Origin of the sequence: Tenacibaculum sp. M341 (assembly GCF_004337695.1) — a bacterium.
Taxonomy (GTDB): Bacteria; Bacteroidota; Bacteroidia; order Flavobacteriales; family Flavobacteriaceae; genus Polaribacter.
In genome coordinates this window covers 103,382-121,120 of record NZ_SJXJ01000005.1, presented here as the reverse complement: position 1 = coordinate 121,120, position 17,739 = coordinate 103,382, and the positions used below count along the sequence as shown (strand labels likewise).

The following is a 17,739-nucleotide window of genomic DNA, read 5'->3' as shown; positions in this document are numbered from 1 at the left end:
AACTGCAAAAATAATCAACTATGAAACAACTATTCGACTTCTTTTTTAAAGGTAACTTTTTTGTAAAACTAGCACTTTTACTATGGTCTTTATTTACCTCTCTTTTTTCTTCAGCACAAGTAGCAAAAAACTCTGAGTTATATAAAACACTAAAAGCAAAAGATAGTATTCTATTTGAACGTACTTTCAATTTATGCGAGTTAGAAAAACTTCCACCATTAATTAATGACGATTTTGAATTTTATCATGATGTAGCCGGTGAAGAAGGAAGGGAAGCTTTTTTAAACTCAGTTAAAAATAATATATGCAGTAATAAAGAAGAAAAAATTATTCGCAAGCTAGATGAAAAAAGCCTAACTGTTTTTCCTTTAAAAAAGAACAACAAACTATACGGAGCTATTCAATCTGGAAAACATTACTTTTTAATCAGAAAAGACAACAATGAAACTCCAACAGGTAGTGCTTTATTCACTCATCTATGGATTTTAAAAGATAATAAATGGAAGTTGAAACGTGTACTGAGTTTCAATCATATTCCTGTACAAAATTAGTTTTTTAGTGAGCTAACTCTTAAACTAATACTTGGTTTACTTGGCCAAAGCTGCTAACAGCTTTGGCTTTTTTTATTTGTACCTAACTTAATTTCACTGAATTCAGGGGGGGGACAAATATTTTTTTTTATAGAATATTGTCAATCAAACATAAAACACAAATAAAATGTCTTTTAAACACATAGTCAAAAATACGTTAATAGCTCTTTTTTACTTCATCAATTTACATTTATCCGCAAGTACTTATTACTTAGATGCTGTTAATGGTAATGACAGTTCTGGAGACGGATCTGAAAATTCACCGTACAAAACACTTTCATTTATATCAGATAAAATTGTAGGAGGAGACGTAGTAATACTCGCAGAAGGAGAATACGAAGGTTGGGATGATTTAAACAAAGTAAAACCTTATTCTGACTGGATCACTATTAAAGGTGCTAACAATAAGGCATCAATTATAAATTTTTTAAAATTTGGACATTGGGATTTAACAAAAAAACATTCAAAATTCTTACGCTTTGAAAACATTACTATTAAAAATACTGTTATTTTACTCCATGCAAATCACACTATCTTTTCCAATGTTCATTTCAAAGATGGTGTAAATATCAATGCTTGCAATAATATAACAATTAGTAATTCAATAATTGAAAGAATTGGACCTTGGATTGGTAACGAGGAAAACATCAGTAAAGACGCTTGTAAAATTGAAAGAGGAAAATTTATTACTCTTGAAAATAATGAAATTACAAGAACTGCTAATGCTATTTCAATTACAGCTGAAAACTCAATTATAAAAAACAATCATATTCATGATATTACACACGATGGTATCAGAATTATAAGTTGTCGAAAAACTCTTGTAGAAGGAAATCTTATACATGGTTTAGATGATGGAGTAACCGATCAAGAAGCTTCTTGGAGTAAACATTGTGATGCAATTCATATATTTATAAAAGGTGGTCCATGTGAAAATATAATTCCTAACTACGATATAACATTTAGAGGAAATGTTGTTTATGATGTAGAGTCTCAATTAGTTCAATTTAACAACATACTTTCTTGTGTAAATGAAGGGATATTTAACGAAAAATTTCTTTTTGAAAATAACATTTTTGGTCCGACTAAAAAAAACATTAATGTTTTTAATTCTGCAGACAAAACAAATGATATTATTTTTAGGAATAACGCTATGATGTACTTTCCTGAAGGTAGAATATACAAATCTCCATATAGAGAATTTTTTCTTGACAGTTATGTATTCAGGCTTTCAGAACAATGTGAAGATGTTTATGTTTATAATAATATTTTTCATGATGTTGGTAAGTCTAATGGCTTTAAATATTATGATCATAATTTATTCTTAACTAACACTCAAAATAGACCTTTAAAAAGGTTTTCCATTCTAGATGAAAATTTTAAATTTATAAGTCCTGAAAAGTTTGATGGTATACCTGTTTCAAATAATTCTATTCTTAACAAAGGATCAGCCGTCATTAACAATACCAAAACAGAGTATGATTTATATAATATAATTAGAGATATTAGACCAGATATAGGTGTAATAGAGCTCCCTAACCAAACACCTGATCCTGAAACAAACCATCCTGAAAAAGGAGATGAAGCTAAACTTATATTTATTGATGATTTTACCGATGGTGATTTAGATTTGGATCCTTGGCTATATGATTATGAAACTCAAGGAATTTCGTGGTCTAAACTAATCGGAAATAAATACACTGTATCATTTTACAAAGATCTAAAAACAAACACCTTAACACCTCCAATAAATAACAGTCAATACATAACTGTAACAGATCAAGGTAAAAATTGGAAAAACTATAAATTAAATTTCGACGCTTTCAATAAATTTCAAAAAAACGGTGGCGGTCCCGTAATGTTATTTATTGATCTCGAAAACTATTATTTTCTTGATATTGGAAGTGAAAAAGGGGAATTATGGAGAATCATGAATGGTAAAGAAGACCTCATTTTTAAAAATGAAGCAATCAGTCTACCTCATAAAGGAGTAAATGATTATACTATAAAAATCACTCAATCTGAAACTGGTATCAATTTTACAATTAACACAAATTACAAATACACTGACTCTAACCCTAATGCTATAAAAAAATTTAAAGCAGGAAAAATTGGCATTAAAAAAAATTATAATACTAAACATCATAACATATTGTACGACAATTTCCGAATTGAAGTTCAAGATATTGATCAAACACTTAGCTCTGAAGATATTTTCAAAAAAAGTAATCTTTTTTACCCTAATCCAACGAAAGAAATTTTGAATTTACCATGGCATACTAATTGGAGACTTTACAGCTTATCAGGAAAGTTTTTAAAACAAGGAAACAGTAAAGAAATTAACATGCTTAACCTGTCAAAAGGAATATATATTCTTAAAACAGAAAAGAAGAATGTAAAGATTATTAAGATGTAATTATTCTTATAAAAAATATCTAAAAATCAAATTTTCAATCACATTCCTGTACAACATTAGTTTTTTAGTGAGCTAACTCTTAAACTAATACTTGGTTTACTTGGCCAAAGCTGCTAACAGCTTTGGCTTTTTATTTTGATTTTTTTTGAATATCATATTCATTTCCTCTAATTTAGTAAACGATGAATACAAATTTAAACATAGCCGTTTTAATAGACGCCGATAATATTCCTTCTGCAAATATTAAAGAAATGATGGAAGAAATTGCCAAATATGGAAATCCGACCATTAAAAGAATTTACGGTGACTGGACCAAGCCTGATTTAGCAAAATGGAAAAAGCTTTTATTAGAAAACGCCATCACTCCTATTCAACAATATGCATATACTTCGGGTAAAAATGCAACAGATTCTGCCATGATTATTGATGCCATGGACATTCTTTACAGTGGAAAAGTAGATGGATTTTGTCTTGTTTCTAGTGATAGTGATTTCACCAAACTAGCTACAAGACTTAGAGAAGCTGGAAAATTAGTCATTGGTATTGGAGAAAAGAAAACTCCAAATCCTTTTATTGTTGCTTGTGATAAGTTTGTTTACATTGAAATTTTAAAAAATTCTTCAGAAGAAAAAACAGAAAATAAAGACGCTAATGAAACTGTTGATAAAATCACTAAAAAAGAAATAAAGTTAATTTCTACCACTATCAATGACCTTTCTGATGAAGATGGTTGGGCATATCTTGGTGATGTTGGAAGTTTATTACAAAAGAAACAACCAAATTTCGATTCCAGAAACTATGGTTTTGGCAAACTAACATTATTAATAAAATCTACTGGATATTTCGATATTGAACAAAGAGAAAACAATAAAAACAGACATAAATTAATATTTGTAAAAAATAAAGAAAAACGTACAACAAGAAAAAGAAAGAGGTAATACGATAAAGTTGTAAAAACACTATCTATAAATAAACTATTTGCTATTTTTACCTACATGAAATGGATACTTACAATTTCTTGTATTTTTAGTTTTTTACTTATTAGTAGCCAAGAATTACCTGAAGGGTTTTCTTATGTAAAAGACATAGCACCAACAATTCAAAAAGAATTACGCTATTGTTACACTAATAATTTTACAGGAGTATCTGTAGATGGTTACGAAAGCCCTGTCTTAATAACCTCTACAAGAACAGCTAAAGCCTTAAAAAAAGTTCAAGATGAACTATTAAAAAAAGATCTTAGTTTAAAAGTATTTGATGCATACAGACCTCAACGTGCCGTAAATCATTTTGTAAGATGGGCTAGAGTTCCAAATGATACACTCACAAAACAACAATTTTATCCAGAACTTAATAAACGTAATCTTTTTAAACTAGGTTTTATAGCTACCAAATCTGGGCACTCAAGAGGTAGCTCTGTAGACCTTACTATTATTGATAAAAAAACTGGTAAAGAACTAGACATGGGAGGTCCTTATGATTTCTTCGGAAATATTTCTCATACCAATTCTCCAAAAATCACCAAAAAGCAAAGGCAAAACCGAATGCTGTTAAAAAATATAATGATTGCAAACGGATTCAAACCCTATTCATATGAATGGTGGCACTTTACATTACGCAACGAACCGTTTCCTAAAACATACTTTAACTTTCCTGTAAAGTAAGAATTAACATTTCTTATAGACTAAAAGTGAGAAACGGCACTATCTTTGTGATAATTACGAGTATGATGAAACACCTTTTACAACTTTTTTCTTTTCTATTTTTCTTGAATTCTTTCAATGCAATAGCTCAATTTGATGGAGCTAATGGCGGAAAAACTAAAGGATCTTCAATTGGAACCATTGAAGCACCAGCTAGAGAAGTTTCAAAACCTAAATCTTTAGATTTTGGTAATGATAACGGATTTAAAACTGCCAATAAAGAATTACAAAAGAAAAGAAGAAAAAAACAAGAAGAGGAAAACTTAAAAAACAAAGGTATTTTAACGCAAGCAAAAATAGCTGAAGAACGTTACTTAAAAAACTTCAAACGAATTAATGGTATGTACAGCTTACCTGTTATTGATCAGGATTTAGGTAGTATTCGTACAGAATCTAAAAGTGTTAATATTGTTTGTAGAGATTATCAATATCCTGATGGAGATCGTGTTAGTATATATGTAAATGACATTCCAGTAGTACATAATCTTACTCTTAAACAAAATTATCAATCTTTTAACATTCCTCTTGAAGTAGGCATTAATAAAATAAAAATCGTTGCTCTAAATCAAGGAAGTTCAGGACCTAACACTGCTGCTTTTAAAGTATATAACGATGCTGGAATGTTAATTTCTTCTAATGAATGGAATTTAGCAACTGGAGCAAAAGCTACTCTTATTGTAGCTAAGAACAAGTAATCTCCGAAAACGTTTAAGCTAAATCATTAAAAACGCATTTTTTATTCTACAAAAAACCGTTATTTTTGTTCTTGCATTTTATATAAGCAACTAGAAACAAACAACAATTTAAAATGAAAAAAATAACGAAGGAAACCTACATCAATTGGTATAAGGATATGCTTTTTTGGAGAAAGTTTGAAGACAAACTTGCTGCGGTTTATATACAACAAAAAGTTAGAGGTTTTTTGCATTTATATAACGGTCAAGAAGCTGTTTTGGCTGGTTCTTTACATGCTATGGATTTAACTAAAGATAAGATGATTACAGCTTATCGTAACCACGTACAACCTATAGGTATGGGAGTTGATCCAAAGAGAGTAATGGCTGAGTTATATGGTAAAGCAACCGGAACTTCGCAAGGTTTAGGAGGGTCAATGCATATTTTTTCAAAAGAATTCCGTTTTTACGGAGGTCATGGTATCGTTGGTGGTCAAATTCCTTTAGGTGCTGGTCTTGCTTTTGGTGATAAATACCATGATAGAGATGGTGTAACATTATGTTACTTTGGAGATGGTGCTGCAAGACAAGGTTCACTTCATGAAACTTTTAACATGGCAATGAACTGGAAATTACCTGTTGTTTTTATTTGTGAAGATAACGGTTATGCAATGGGAACTTCAGTTGAAAGAACAGCTAATCATAATGATATTTGGAAATTAGGTTTAGGATATGAGATGCCTTGTGGACCAGTAAATGGAATGGATCCTGTAAAGGTAGCTGAAGCTATAGATGAAGCAATTCAAAGAGCTCGTAAAGGTGATGGACCTACCTTTTTACAAATAAAAACATACCGTTATAGAGGTCACTCTATGTCTGATGCTCAACACTATCGTACAAAAGACGAAGTAGAAGAGTATCGTAAATTAGATCCTATTACACAAGTTCTTGATATCATCAAAGAAAAAGAATATGCTACTGATGATGAAATCGATGCTATCAACAAAGAAGTGAAAGCAATGGTTAAAGAATGTGAGAAGTTTGCAGAAGAATCTCCATTCCCAGATACTAGTATTTTACACGATGTTGTTTACGAACAAGAAGATTACCCTTTTATAAAATAATTTAATCACAAACTTAAATTAAGTAACAATGGCAACAGTAATTAATATGCCTCGCTTAAGCGATACAATGGAAGAAGGAGTTGTGGCTTCTTGGTTAAAAAAAGTAGGTGATAAAATTGAAGAGGGAGATATTTTAGCCGAGATAGAAACAGATAAGGCTACTATGGAGTTTGAATCTTTCCATGAAGGAACATTATTACATATTGGTGTTCAAGAAGGTGAAGGAGCTCCTGTAGACACATTATTAGCTATTATTGGAGATGAAGGAGAAGATTTTTCTGCTCTTTTAAACAGTAATGCTAAAGAAGAAAAAGCAACTGAAACCAAAAAAGAAGAGCCTGCTAAAGTAGAAACTACTAGCGAGACTTCTATACCTGAAGGAGTTCAGGTAGTTACCATGCCTCGTTTAAGTGACACTATGGTAGAAGGTACCGTAGCATCTTGGCTTAAAAATGTTGGAGACAAGGTTGAAGAAGGAGATATTTTAGCTGAGATAGAAACAGATAAAGCTACTATGGAGTTTGAGTCTTTCTATGAAGGTACTTTACTACATATTGGTATAGAAGAAGGTAACAGTGCGCCTGTTGATAGTTTATTAGCTATTATTGGTAATGAAGGAACTGATGTTTCGGCTGTTATTAACGCACATAAAAATGGTGGGAGCACTACTGCTGTACCCAGCGAACCAAAAAAAGAAGAGAAAAACACTGATTCAAAAAATACGTCAGCTGTTTTAAATGTAACTGAAACTACTTCTAATTCTGCTAATGGGGCTAGAATTTTTGCTTCTCCTTTAGCTAAGAAAATAGCTAAAGACAAAGGTTATAACCTAGCAGATATTAAAGGATCTGGTGAAAACGGAAGAATTGTAAAGAAAGATGTAGAAAATTATGTTCCTTCAGCTAAAACTGAAGTTCAAACAACAGCATCTACAACTTCTACTCCATCTGCTATTACTAGTTTTGCTATAGCTGGTGAAGAAAAAACTGAAGAAGTTAAAAATTCACAAATGCGTAAAGCAATAGCTAAAAGTTTAGGTAACTCTAAATTTTCAGCTCCTCATTTCTACTTAAATATAGAAGTGGATATGGATAATGCTATTGCCTCTAGAAAAACTATTAATGCAATACCAGACGTAAAAGTTTCTTTCAACGATATGGTTGTGAAAGCTTGTGCTATGGCATTACAAAAACATCCACAAGTAAATACTACTTGGTCAGATGATACTACAAAATATCACAGTCATATTCATGTAGGTGTTGCTGTAGCTGTAGATGAAGGTTTAGTAGTACCTGTCGTTAAACACACAAACGCTTTAAGCTTAACACAAATAGGTGCTTCTGTTAGAGATTTAGCAGGAAAAGCAAGAAGTAAGAAAATTAAAATTGACGAAATGCAAGGTAGTACTTTTACTGTATCTAATTTAGGTATGTTTGGTATAGAAAGCTTTACATCAATTATAAACCAACCTAACTCTGCTATTTTATCTGTTGGAGCTATTGTTGAAAAACCAGTAGTTAAAAACGGACAAATAGTTGTTGGTAATACCATGAAATTAACCTTAGCTTGCGATCACAGAACTGTTGATGGCGCTGTAGGTGCTCAGTTTTTACAAACTTTAAAAACTTTTATTGAAAATCCTGTTACTATGCTTGCGTAACTTGTATTAAAACAATATTTAATAAAAAAATAAAAGCTCTGATTGATAATCAGAGCTTTTTTTATTTAACTTTGCAAACTGTAATTGAAAAATTAAATTAAAAAAAGTCTATGAATAGAAAACTACTTTTTCTAGCCATTTCGTGCATCTTTATTTTTAAATCGTATGCTCAACAAATTTGGCAAACAGCAACTAATATTTCTTTATCTGAAAAATCAAGTTACATTTCAGATAATTATAATTATTTAAGATTAAACACAGCACATTTTTCATCTATTATTAAAAATGTGCCTAAAAGAAATCAGTTTAAAAACTCTTCACGCGAAATCACACTACCTGTTAGTAATAATAAGTTTGAAGTTTTTCAAATTTTCGAAGCATCCAACTTTAGCCCCAAACTGAGTGCTAAATTCCCTTCAATAAAGTCTTTTATTGCTAAAAGTATAACTTCTAATAAAACTGCACGATTTAGTTATTCTAACTCTGAAAGTTTACATGCGTACGTTTCAACTAATAAAGGTACTATAATTATAAACCCTATCGCAAAAAAGTCTAACAATTACGTTTATTATAACAAAAGGCAAGTTGACTTTTCCTCTGATTTTGAATGTTCAACTATTGATAAAGTTAAAAAGGCTTTTAGCAATAACAAAAGTCAATTAAACTTGTCAAATGATAATTATTTAAGAAAATATAGAGTAGCAATAGCTGCAACTGGTGAATATTCTAATTTTTTCTTAACAGGTTCTGAAACTACTGACCAGGAAAAAAAAGCAGTAGTTCTAGCTGCCATGAATAATTCTTTAACTAGAATTAATGGGATTTTTGAAAGAGACTTTGGAGTAACCATGGAGTTAATTGACAATAATGATGAATTAATATTTTTTGACGAAACTACTGACCCTTTTTCTGCAGATAATTATAACGAACAATTACAAGCCACATTAGACAATAACATAGGTAGTGATAATTATGATGTTGGGCATTTATATGTTCACTCAACAAGAATATATGGTAATGCTGGATGTATCGCTTGTGTATGTACTGATGGTTCAAAAGGTAGTGCTTTTACTGCTCACACAGATCCTAGTTCTGATCATTTTGACATGATTGCCTCTCATGAATTTGGGCATCAATTCGGTGGTTACCATGTTCAAAGTAGCCCAAATTGTCGTAGTGGTAATAATAGTGAGGTAGAACCTGGTAGTGGTAGCTCTATTATGGGCTATGCTGGAATATGTGCTCCGAACGTACAAGAAAACCCTGACGATTATTTTAATTATGTAGATATCAGAGATATTTTAGAATGGACTCGTAATGGTAGTGCTTGTGCAGAATTAATTCCTACAAATAATAATACTCCAACTGTAAATGCCGGTGAAGATTATATAATTCCTATTTCTACAGCTTTTATATTAACTGGAAGTGCTGATGATGTAGATGATAATACATCTCTTACCTATTGTTGGGAACAAAACAATCCTGAAAACCCATTTTCAACTAATACACCACAATCAAACTGGGCTTTAGGACCTTTATATAGATCAAAACTACCTGTAAACTCTCCGGTAAGATACATGCCTCAAATTGAAGATGTTGTCAACGGTAATTTAACACCTACTTGGGAAGTAACACCTTCTATTGCTAGAACATTAGATTTTGTTTTAACAGTTAGAGACAATGCTACCGCAGGACCAAAAACTGCTTCTGACTCAATGACTATCTCAGTTATTGATAATGGAGGAGCTTTCAAAGTAACATCACAAAGAAATAATATTAATTGGAATGCAGGTCAAATCAAAACAATCACTTGGGATGTAGCTGGAACAAACCAAGCTCCTATTAATGCTGAAAATGTTGACATTTTACTATCTACAGATGGTGGTTATACATACACTCATACGCTAGCTTCAAACAAACCTAATAATGGTTTAGCAAATATTATTGTTCCTTCAATACCTGAAGGAACTGATAAGGCTAGAATTATGGTAAAACCTACAAATAATATTTTCTATGCTATAAACTCTTCAAATATTTCTATCCAAATATCTGAATTTGTGATGAACTTTTCAGAAACAGAATTAGAAGTATGTAAACCTAATAACATTGAATACAACTTTAATTATAAAACGTTTTTAGGTTTTAATGAAAACACTTTTTTTAGCGTTGATAATTTACCTGATGGATTAAATGCTACTTTTGAACCTTCAAATGCCAGCGAAAATGACACACCAATAAAGTTAACTATTTCTGGAACAAACAACAATGTTAATAGTGAAATAACATTTAATGTTATTGGATCTTCCGACTCTACTGAGAGAAGCATACCGCTATCATTCAACATTTTTGAGTCAGAAATAGCATCTCCTATACTTTCTTTACCTGAAAACAATAGTACTGAAATTAATAATTTAGCTACGAAATTAGAATGGAATCAAGACGATAACATTGATAATTATTCTGTAGAGATTGCTTTAGACACGGAATTCAACAATATTATTGAATCTACTTCAACAGAAGAAAACTCTTACGTTATAAATACAAATTTAAACTTTAATACTAGGTACTATTGGAGAATAAAAGGAGAAAATTTATGCAGTGAAAGTGAGTTTTCTAATACTTTTTCTTTTGAAACAATATGTAGCAATGCTAGTAACATTTTAGCTAACAATATATCAATTAATTCTGCTGATATTACATGGACAGATACAGCCAGTTCTAATTGGGAAATAGAAGTAATTAATACTGGTGAAACTCCTCAAGGAATTGGAGTATTAACATCAACACAATCTTATTCGTTAACAAACTTAAACTCTTCAACGAGTTATGATGTATATGTTAGAGCTCAATGCTCTTCCTCAAATTACAGCGAATGGGTTGGTCCATACAGATTTAGTACTTTAGGAGATTTCTGTAATGGTGATAAATTTTATGACACTGGAGGTGAAAGTGGTAATTATAAAAATCTTGAGAACATAGAAACTTTAATACTACCAACTAGCGGTAACGTTGTTGAAATTGATTTTGAAGTATTTCAGTTAGAAAACGGTTATGATTATTTAACTATTTATGATGGAAATGACACAAATGCTCCTTTAATAGGTTCGTTTACAGGTTTAAATTCTCCTGGCACAATACGTTCAAAACCAAATCAAGGTATTACTTTTGTTTTTACTTCTGACAATATTATCAATGATATTGGATGGGAAGCTTCTGTTAATTGTATTACAGTTTCATGTCTTTCTCCTGAGGATTTTACCTATAATAATCTTTTAGGAAATTCTGTAGATTTATCATGGTCTTCAAACGGTTCTGAAAATCAATGGGAAATTGAATACGGTCCTTCAAGCTTCAATATAGGAGAAGGAACTAAAGTAATTACGACAACTAATCCTATTACAATAAACTCATTAAATACTTCTACCACATATGATTTCTATATCAAAGCTATTTGTGGTAATACTTCTGGTGAAGATGATAGTTTTGCTGTAGGACCACTTACCATTTCTACACCAGAATGTGGTATTTATACAGCCCCGTATGCATTTAACGTAGAAGATCAAAACACTAATACGACTATAGAAAATTGTTGGAATGGAGAACCTACAACATACAACAGTGGGTACTTTTGGGAAGCTCAATCTTCTAGACTTAATACATCTAATAGTTCTGGTCCATATAAAGCTAATACTGGTAATAACTATTTTACTACTAGAGACCGATACAGTTCTATTAATGATGTGGCCTCTTTAATGACTCCATTAATTGATATTACATCTTTAACCTCTCCTACTCTTAATTTTCATTCTTTTATGTATGGTGAGTTTATAGGTAGTTTACATGTTGACATTTTAAATAATGGTACTTGGAATGAAGACATTATGGTTATAAACGGTCAGCAACAAGAATCTATTCACGATATTTGGGAAGAACATTTCATCGATTTATCTACATATACAGGTGTAATACAAGTACGATTTAGAGCTATTACTAATGGTAACTATAATAATGATATTGCTATTGATGATGTAAACATTTACAATTTACCTAACTGTATTAAGCCTTCAAATATTGAAGTTTCTAATATAACTGGTACTACAGCCGATTTATCTTGGATCACTAATGGTAATGAAAATTCTTGGGCTATTGAATTTGGCACTCCTAATTTTGTGTTAGGTACAGGAACATCAGTAACAGCAAACTCAAATAATTTTACATTAGAAGGATTACCTTCTGAAACTGAAGTTGAAATTTACATAAAATCTATCTGTGGAAATAATCCTGATGAAGATGATAGCACTTATGCTGGTCCTATTAAAATCACTACACCATGTGCAGCATTTGTTGCTCCTTATAACTTTGATGTAGAAATTCAAAACACCAACTCTGTAATAGAAAACTGTTGGAGTGGACAACCTGAACTTTATCAAGCTGATTATTCTTGGGCAACAAGAAACTCACGTTTTTACAACAGTTCTACTGGTCCATACAAAGCTAACGGTGGAGATAAATACTTTACTACTAGCAACTACTATAGCGGCTCTAACAATAATAATGAAGCTTCTTTAATAACTCCATTAATTGATATTTCTTCTTTAACCACTCCTACTCTAAACTTTCACTCATTTATGTATGGTGAAAACATAGGTAGCTTACATGTAGATATTTATAATAATGGAACTTGGAATAATGATGTTTTTATTATGAATGGTCAACAACAAGAATCTAGTAACGATTTTTGGAAAGAACATTTTATAGATTTATCTACATATACTAATGAAATTCAAGTACGATTTAGAGCAATTACTAATGGTAATAACAATAATGAAATTGCTATTGATGATGTTAACATCTACAATATGCCAAACTGTATCACTCCTTCAGATGTAGTTTTTACTAATATTACTGCAAATTCGGTTGATTTATCTTGGACAGCTAATGGTAATGGAACTTCTTGGATAATAGAATATGGTAGTTCAGATTATACTGTAGGAGAAGGAACTTCAATTACTGTAAACACTAATAATTACACATTAGAAAATTTACCCACTAACTCTGAAATAGACATTTATATTAAATCTACCTGTGGAAACAATCCTGGTGAAGATGATAGTGATAATATTGGACCTATAAAAATTAAAACACTATGTGGGGTTTTCAACGCTCCCTATAACTTTAATGTAGAGAACCAAAATGTCAACCCTATAACAGATAATTGTTGGAGTGCTCAACCAGAACTTTATCAAGGTAGTTATTTTTGGGAAGCCAAAAACTCAAACTTTTATGAAGGAGATACTGGTCCTTATCAGGCTAACACAGGAAACAAATACTTTAGCACAAGAGATTATGGTAGTTCAACCAATGACGAAGCCATATTATTATCTCCTGTTATAAACACTTCTTCATTAACGACCCCTACTCTAAATTTCCACTCTTTTATGTATGGTGAAAATATTGGCAGTTTACATGTTGATATTTTAGATAATGGAACATGGAATGAAGATGTTGTTCTTATAAATGGTCAACAACAAGAATATAGTAGAGATTTATGGGAGGAACATTTTATCGATCTATCTGCGTATTCAAATGAAATTCAAGTACGTTTTAGAGCTATCAGTAATGGTAGCAGCAATAATGAAATTGCTATTGATGATATTAATATATACAACCTACCTAGCTGTATTAAACCATCAGAGTTAACTTTCAGTAATATTACTGCCACTTCTGTTGATTTATCTTGGACAGCCAATGGTAGTGGAACTTCTTGGATTGTAGAGTATGGAACTTCATATTTTACACCAGGCACTGGTACTACAGTAACGGCAAATAGTAATAACTTTACTTTAGAAAATTTACCTTCTAATTCTGAAATAGACATTTATATTAAATCTACTTGTGGTAATAATCCAGGAGAAAATGATAGTGATAGTATTGGTCCTTTAAAAATCAATACCCCTTGTAATGTATTTGTTGCTCCATTTAATACTGACATTGAAGATCAAAATACAGGTTCAGTAACAGGAAATTGTTGGTCTACTAACCCAGATTTTTTTACAGGGAATTATTATTGGCAAATTGCTTATTCTAATTTTAATCAAAATAGAACTACTGGTCCCTATAAAGCTAACTCTGGGAATAAGTATTTTTATACTAGAAATTCTAGCGCTTCAGTTGGAGATGAAGCTAATTTGCTTTCTCCAATAATTGATATTTCTCCTTTAACTACCCCTACACTTAACTTTCATTCATTTATGTATGGTGAAAATATTGGTAGCTTACGTATAGACATTTTTAGTAATGGAACATGGAATGAGGATATTTTTGTTATCGAAGGTCAACAACAAGAATCTAGTATCGACTTTTGGGAAGAACATTTTGTTGATTTATCAGACTATACTGGTCAAATTCAAATTCGTTTTAGAACTATTTCTAATGGTAACAATAATAATGAAATAGCTATCGATGACATTAATGTTTATAACTTACCTAACTGCATTAAACCATCGAATTTAACCTATACTAATGTTACTGATACTTCTGTTGATTTATCTTGGACAGCCAATGGTAATGGTACTTCTTGGATTGTTGAATACGGTGCTACTGGTTTTACTGTTGGTTCTGGTACTACCTTTATTACTAATTCAAATAATTATACTTTAGAAAATTTACCTTCTAACTCTGAGATAGATATCTATATCAAATCTACTTGTGGTAATAATCCAGGAGAGGATGATAGTGATTTTATCGGTCCTATAAAAATTAAAACACCTTGTAGTACTTTTTCTGCTCCATGGTATTATGATGTAGAAAATCAAAACACTAATTCGGTAATTGCTGATTGTTGGAGCGGTAATCCTCAAATCCTTCAAGATAATTATTATTGGGCCACTCAAAATTCTAGACAAAGTAACACTACAGGACCTAATCAAACTAGTTCTAGAAATAAATATTTCAGTGCTGAATCAAATAACAGTATTGTTTCTAATGAAGCTAATTTATTATCACCTATAATAGATATATCCTCTTTAAACACGCCTTCTTTAAACTTTTTTACTTTTATGTATGGAGAAAATATTGGTAGTTTAAAAGTAGATATTTTTAATAATGGAACTTGGAATGAAGGTATATTTGTTCTGACTGGACAACAACAAGAGTCTAACAATGATTCATGGACAGAACATTTTATAGATTTATCTGCTTATATAGGTCAAATACAAATACGATTTAGAGCATCTTCAAATGGTAATTTTAACGATCATATTGCCATTGATGATATTAGTGTAATTGAAAAACCTGATTGTATTAAACCTACAAATATTATTTTTGATAGAATAACAGAAAGTTCAGTTGATGTAAACTGGGAAAATTACAATACTAATATTTCACAATACACAATAGAATATGGAGCTCAAGGTTTCTCATTAGGGTCAGGTACACAAAATAACATTAGTAATAATACACATACTATTACTGACTTAAATTCTGATACTGTTTATGATTTTTACATTAGATCTGAATGTTCTAATGATAGCAATTCAGAATGGGTAGGTCCTTTTACTAAAAAAACAACACCTAACTATTGTAATGGAGATCATTTTTATGACAGTGGAGGTCCTAACAACCCTTATTCTAATTCCGAAAATTATATCGAGACTATTTTCCCTAGTACGGCAAATGGTGTAGTTACTGTTGAGTTCAATAGTTTCCAATTGGAAGGTTGTTGTGATTATTTATCAATATATGATGGATCAGATATTAATGCTCCATTAATTGGTCGCTATAACGGAAATGACAATCCAGGTATTATTACTTCTTCTGATTCCTCAGGGGCATTAACCTTTAAGTTTACCTCAGATCATTCTGTTACTTATTCTGGATGGGACGCTACAGTTATTTGTAATAGTAACACCTGTCCAAACCCTACAAACATTAGTGTAGAAGAAACTTTTGTCGATGGTGCTTCAATAAATTGGGAAACTAGTGGTGCAGAAACAAATTGGATTATTGAATATGGTGAAAGTGGATTTACTCTTGGAACAGGAACTATTATTGAAACTACACAACAACCTACAATAGTATCTAACTTAAACTCACAAACTACATATGATGTATATGTTAAAGCAAGTTGTAATAATGAGAGCAGTAACAATATAAAAACTAGTTTTACCACTAGGTCAAATTATTGTAATGGAGATCACTTTTATGATACCGGAGGAGAATTTAATAACTATAATAATAATGAAAACTACACAGAAACTATTACTCCAATAACAGGAGCAGATAGAGTTAGTGTAATTTTTAATACGTTTGATTTGGAAAGTTGTTGTGATTCTCTATCTATTTATGATGGTTCAGATATCAACGCTCCTTTAATTGGAACTTACACAGGTACAAATAGCCCTGAAGAAATAGTTGCTACAAACTCTGAAGGTTCTTTAACTTTCCAATTCATTTCAAATGATAATGGAAACTCTATAGGTTGGGATGCTACAGTAATTTGTGAATATGACTGCCCTATTCCTTTAAACCCTACTGCTACTAATATCACAACTAATGAAGCAACTATAACATGGGATGCGGGAGGTGATGAACAATCTTGGGATATCATATTAGGAAGTGACGATATTATCATAGATTATTACACTGTTGACAATACCAGTTTTACTTTCACTGATTTAGAACCTAATAAAATATACCAATATGGAATTAAATCTAATTGTAATGAAAATTCAGATAGAGGAAGTAGTGACTGGATAGGTACTTTTAAATTTAGAACTACTTGTCAAGCTAACTTTGCTCCCTTTCACGAAAAATTCCTTTCTTCTACTACTCCATCATGTTGGATAGAAAATGGAGATAAAAAATGGAATTTTAACACAAATGCTGTGTACGATTCTAATAATGTTGCAGACAATAGCGAAGGTAATGACTCAAATTATGCATGGATAAATAGTACTAACTCAACAAATTCAAGTGCAACAAATAGTCTAAAAACAAATTTCATTAATATTTCTAATTTAGATTCTCCTACTTTACAATTTGCTGTATTTAGTAGAAACTCTATCAACAACGAATACAATAAATTAGAGGTTAAACTAAATGATAGTTCTAACAATTCTTATATTGTTTTAGAATTACAAGAAGAAACCGAAGACGGGTGGAAATTGTATACTTTTAATCTTAATGATTTTATTAGTGATGAAGAAAATATTCAAATAGAATTTATAGTTTCTGAAAACGAAACTAACACTTCTTCTGATAACAATATTTTAATTGACGACATAAAAATAGATAATCTTAGTACACTAGGAACTAATAATTACAACTTAGATATAAGTAAGTTAAAATATTATCCAAATCCTGTAAAAAGTATTTTAACAATTCAAAATAATGATACTGAACTCACTAAAATTGAAGTATATAATTTAATTGGTCAAAAGCTAATTACTGAAAAAATCAATGATATTTCAACAGATATAGATTTCTCTAGATTAGAATCTGGAACTTATTTAATTAAAGCTTTTTCTAACAAGAAGAGTGGTGTTTTTAAAGTTGTTAAAATAAAATAATAG

At 30.8% G+C, this 17,739-nt stretch carries 8 protein-coding genes; all 8 read left to right on the top strand.

What is annotated here, in order from left to right:
* Positions 1-20: 20 nt before the first annotated feature.
* The 8 genes from EYW44_RS07035 to EYW44_RS07000 all read left to right on the top strand — a co-directional run bounded on the left by EYW44_RS07035 (position 21) and on the right by EYW44_RS07000 (position 17,736).
* Positions 21-551 (top strand): nuclear transport factor 2 family protein, encoded by a 531-nt coding sequence (locus EYW44_RS07035; RefSeq protein WP_132722961.1) that lies wholly within the window; start codon positions 21-23, stop codon positions 549-551.
* 166 nt (positions 552-717) lie between these two features.
* The gene (locus EYW44_RS07030; RefSeq protein WP_132722960.1) at positions 718-3,006 is read left to right on the top strand and encodes a T9SS type A sorting domain-containing protein; all 2,289 of its coding nucleotides are present in this window, start codon (positions 718-720) and stop codon (positions 3,004-3,006) included.
* Positions 3,007-3,188: 182 nt separating this feature from the next.
* A complete protein-coding gene (locus EYW44_RS07025; RefSeq protein ID WP_132722959.1) occupies positions 3,189-3,944 on the top strand; it encodes an NYN domain-containing protein in 756 nt (251 codons plus the stop codon).
* Positions 3,945-4,001: 57 nt separating this feature from the next.
* Positions 4,002-4,670: a M15 family metallopeptidase gene (locus EYW44_RS07020; RefSeq protein WP_132722958.1), complete on the top strand. Its 669-nt coding sequence runs from the start codon at positions 4,002-4,004 to the stop codon at positions 4,668-4,670.
* 65 nt (positions 4,671-4,735) lie between these two features.
* Positions 4,736-5,404 (top strand): hypothetical protein, encoded by a 669-nt coding sequence (locus EYW44_RS07015; protein WP_132722957.1) that lies wholly within the window; start codon positions 4,736-4,738, stop codon positions 5,402-5,404.
* 113 nt (positions 5,405-5,517) lie between these two features.
* Positions 5,518-6,507: a pyruvate dehydrogenase (acetyl-transferring) E1 component subunit alpha gene (pdhA, locus tag EYW44_RS07010; protein ID WP_132722956.1), complete on the top strand. Its 990-nt coding sequence runs from the start codon at positions 5,518-5,520 to the stop codon at positions 6,505-6,507.
* 28 nt (positions 6,508-6,535) lie between these two features.
* Positions 6,536-8,167 carry a pyruvate dehydrogenase complex dihydrolipoamide acetyltransferase gene (locus tag EYW44_RS07005; protein ID WP_132722955.1) on the top strand — a complete coding sequence of 544 codons (1,632 nt, stop codon included), beginning with the start codon at positions 6,536-6,538 and terminating at the stop codon, positions 8,165-8,167.
* Positions 8,168-8,277: 110 nt separating this feature from the next.
* Positions 8,278-17,736 (top strand): fibronectin type III domain-containing protein, encoded by a 9,459-nt coding sequence (locus EYW44_RS07000; RefSeq protein WP_132722954.1) that lies wholly within the window; start codon positions 8,278-8,280, stop codon positions 17,734-17,736.
* The last annotated feature ends 3 nt before the right edge of the window (positions 17,737-17,739 follow it).

Bases quoted from the DNA above. Each gene is read 5' to 3' on its own strand.
- EYW44_RS07035 (WP_132722961.1), top strand. From the start codon at position 21: ATGAAACAACTATTCGACTTCTTTTTTAAAGGTAACTTTTTTGTAAAA.
- EYW44_RS07030 (WP_132722960.1), top strand. From the start codon at position 718: ATGTCTTTTAAACACATAGTCAAAAATACGTTAATAGCTCTTTTTTAC.
- EYW44_RS07025 (WP_132722959.1), top strand. From the start codon at position 3,189: ATGAATACAAATTTAAACATAGCCGTTTTAATAGACGCCGATAATATT.
- EYW44_RS07020 (WP_132722958.1), top strand. From the start codon at position 4,002: ATGAAATGGATACTTACAATTTCTTGTATTTTTAGTTTTTTACTTATT.
- EYW44_RS07015 (WP_132722957.1), top strand. From the start codon at position 4,736: ATGAAACACCTTTTACAACTTTTTTCTTTTCTATTTTTCTTGAATTCT.
- pdhA (WP_132722956.1), top strand. From the start codon at position 5,518: ATGAAAAAAATAACGAAGGAAACCTACATCAATTGGTATAAGGATATG.
- EYW44_RS07005 (WP_132722955.1), top strand. From the start codon at position 6,536: ATGGCAACAGTAATTAATATGCCTCGCTTAAGCGATACAATGGAAGAA.
- EYW44_RS07000 (WP_132722954.1), top strand. From the start codon at position 8,278: ATGAATAGAAAACTACTTTTTCTAGCCATTTCGTGCATCTTTATTTTT.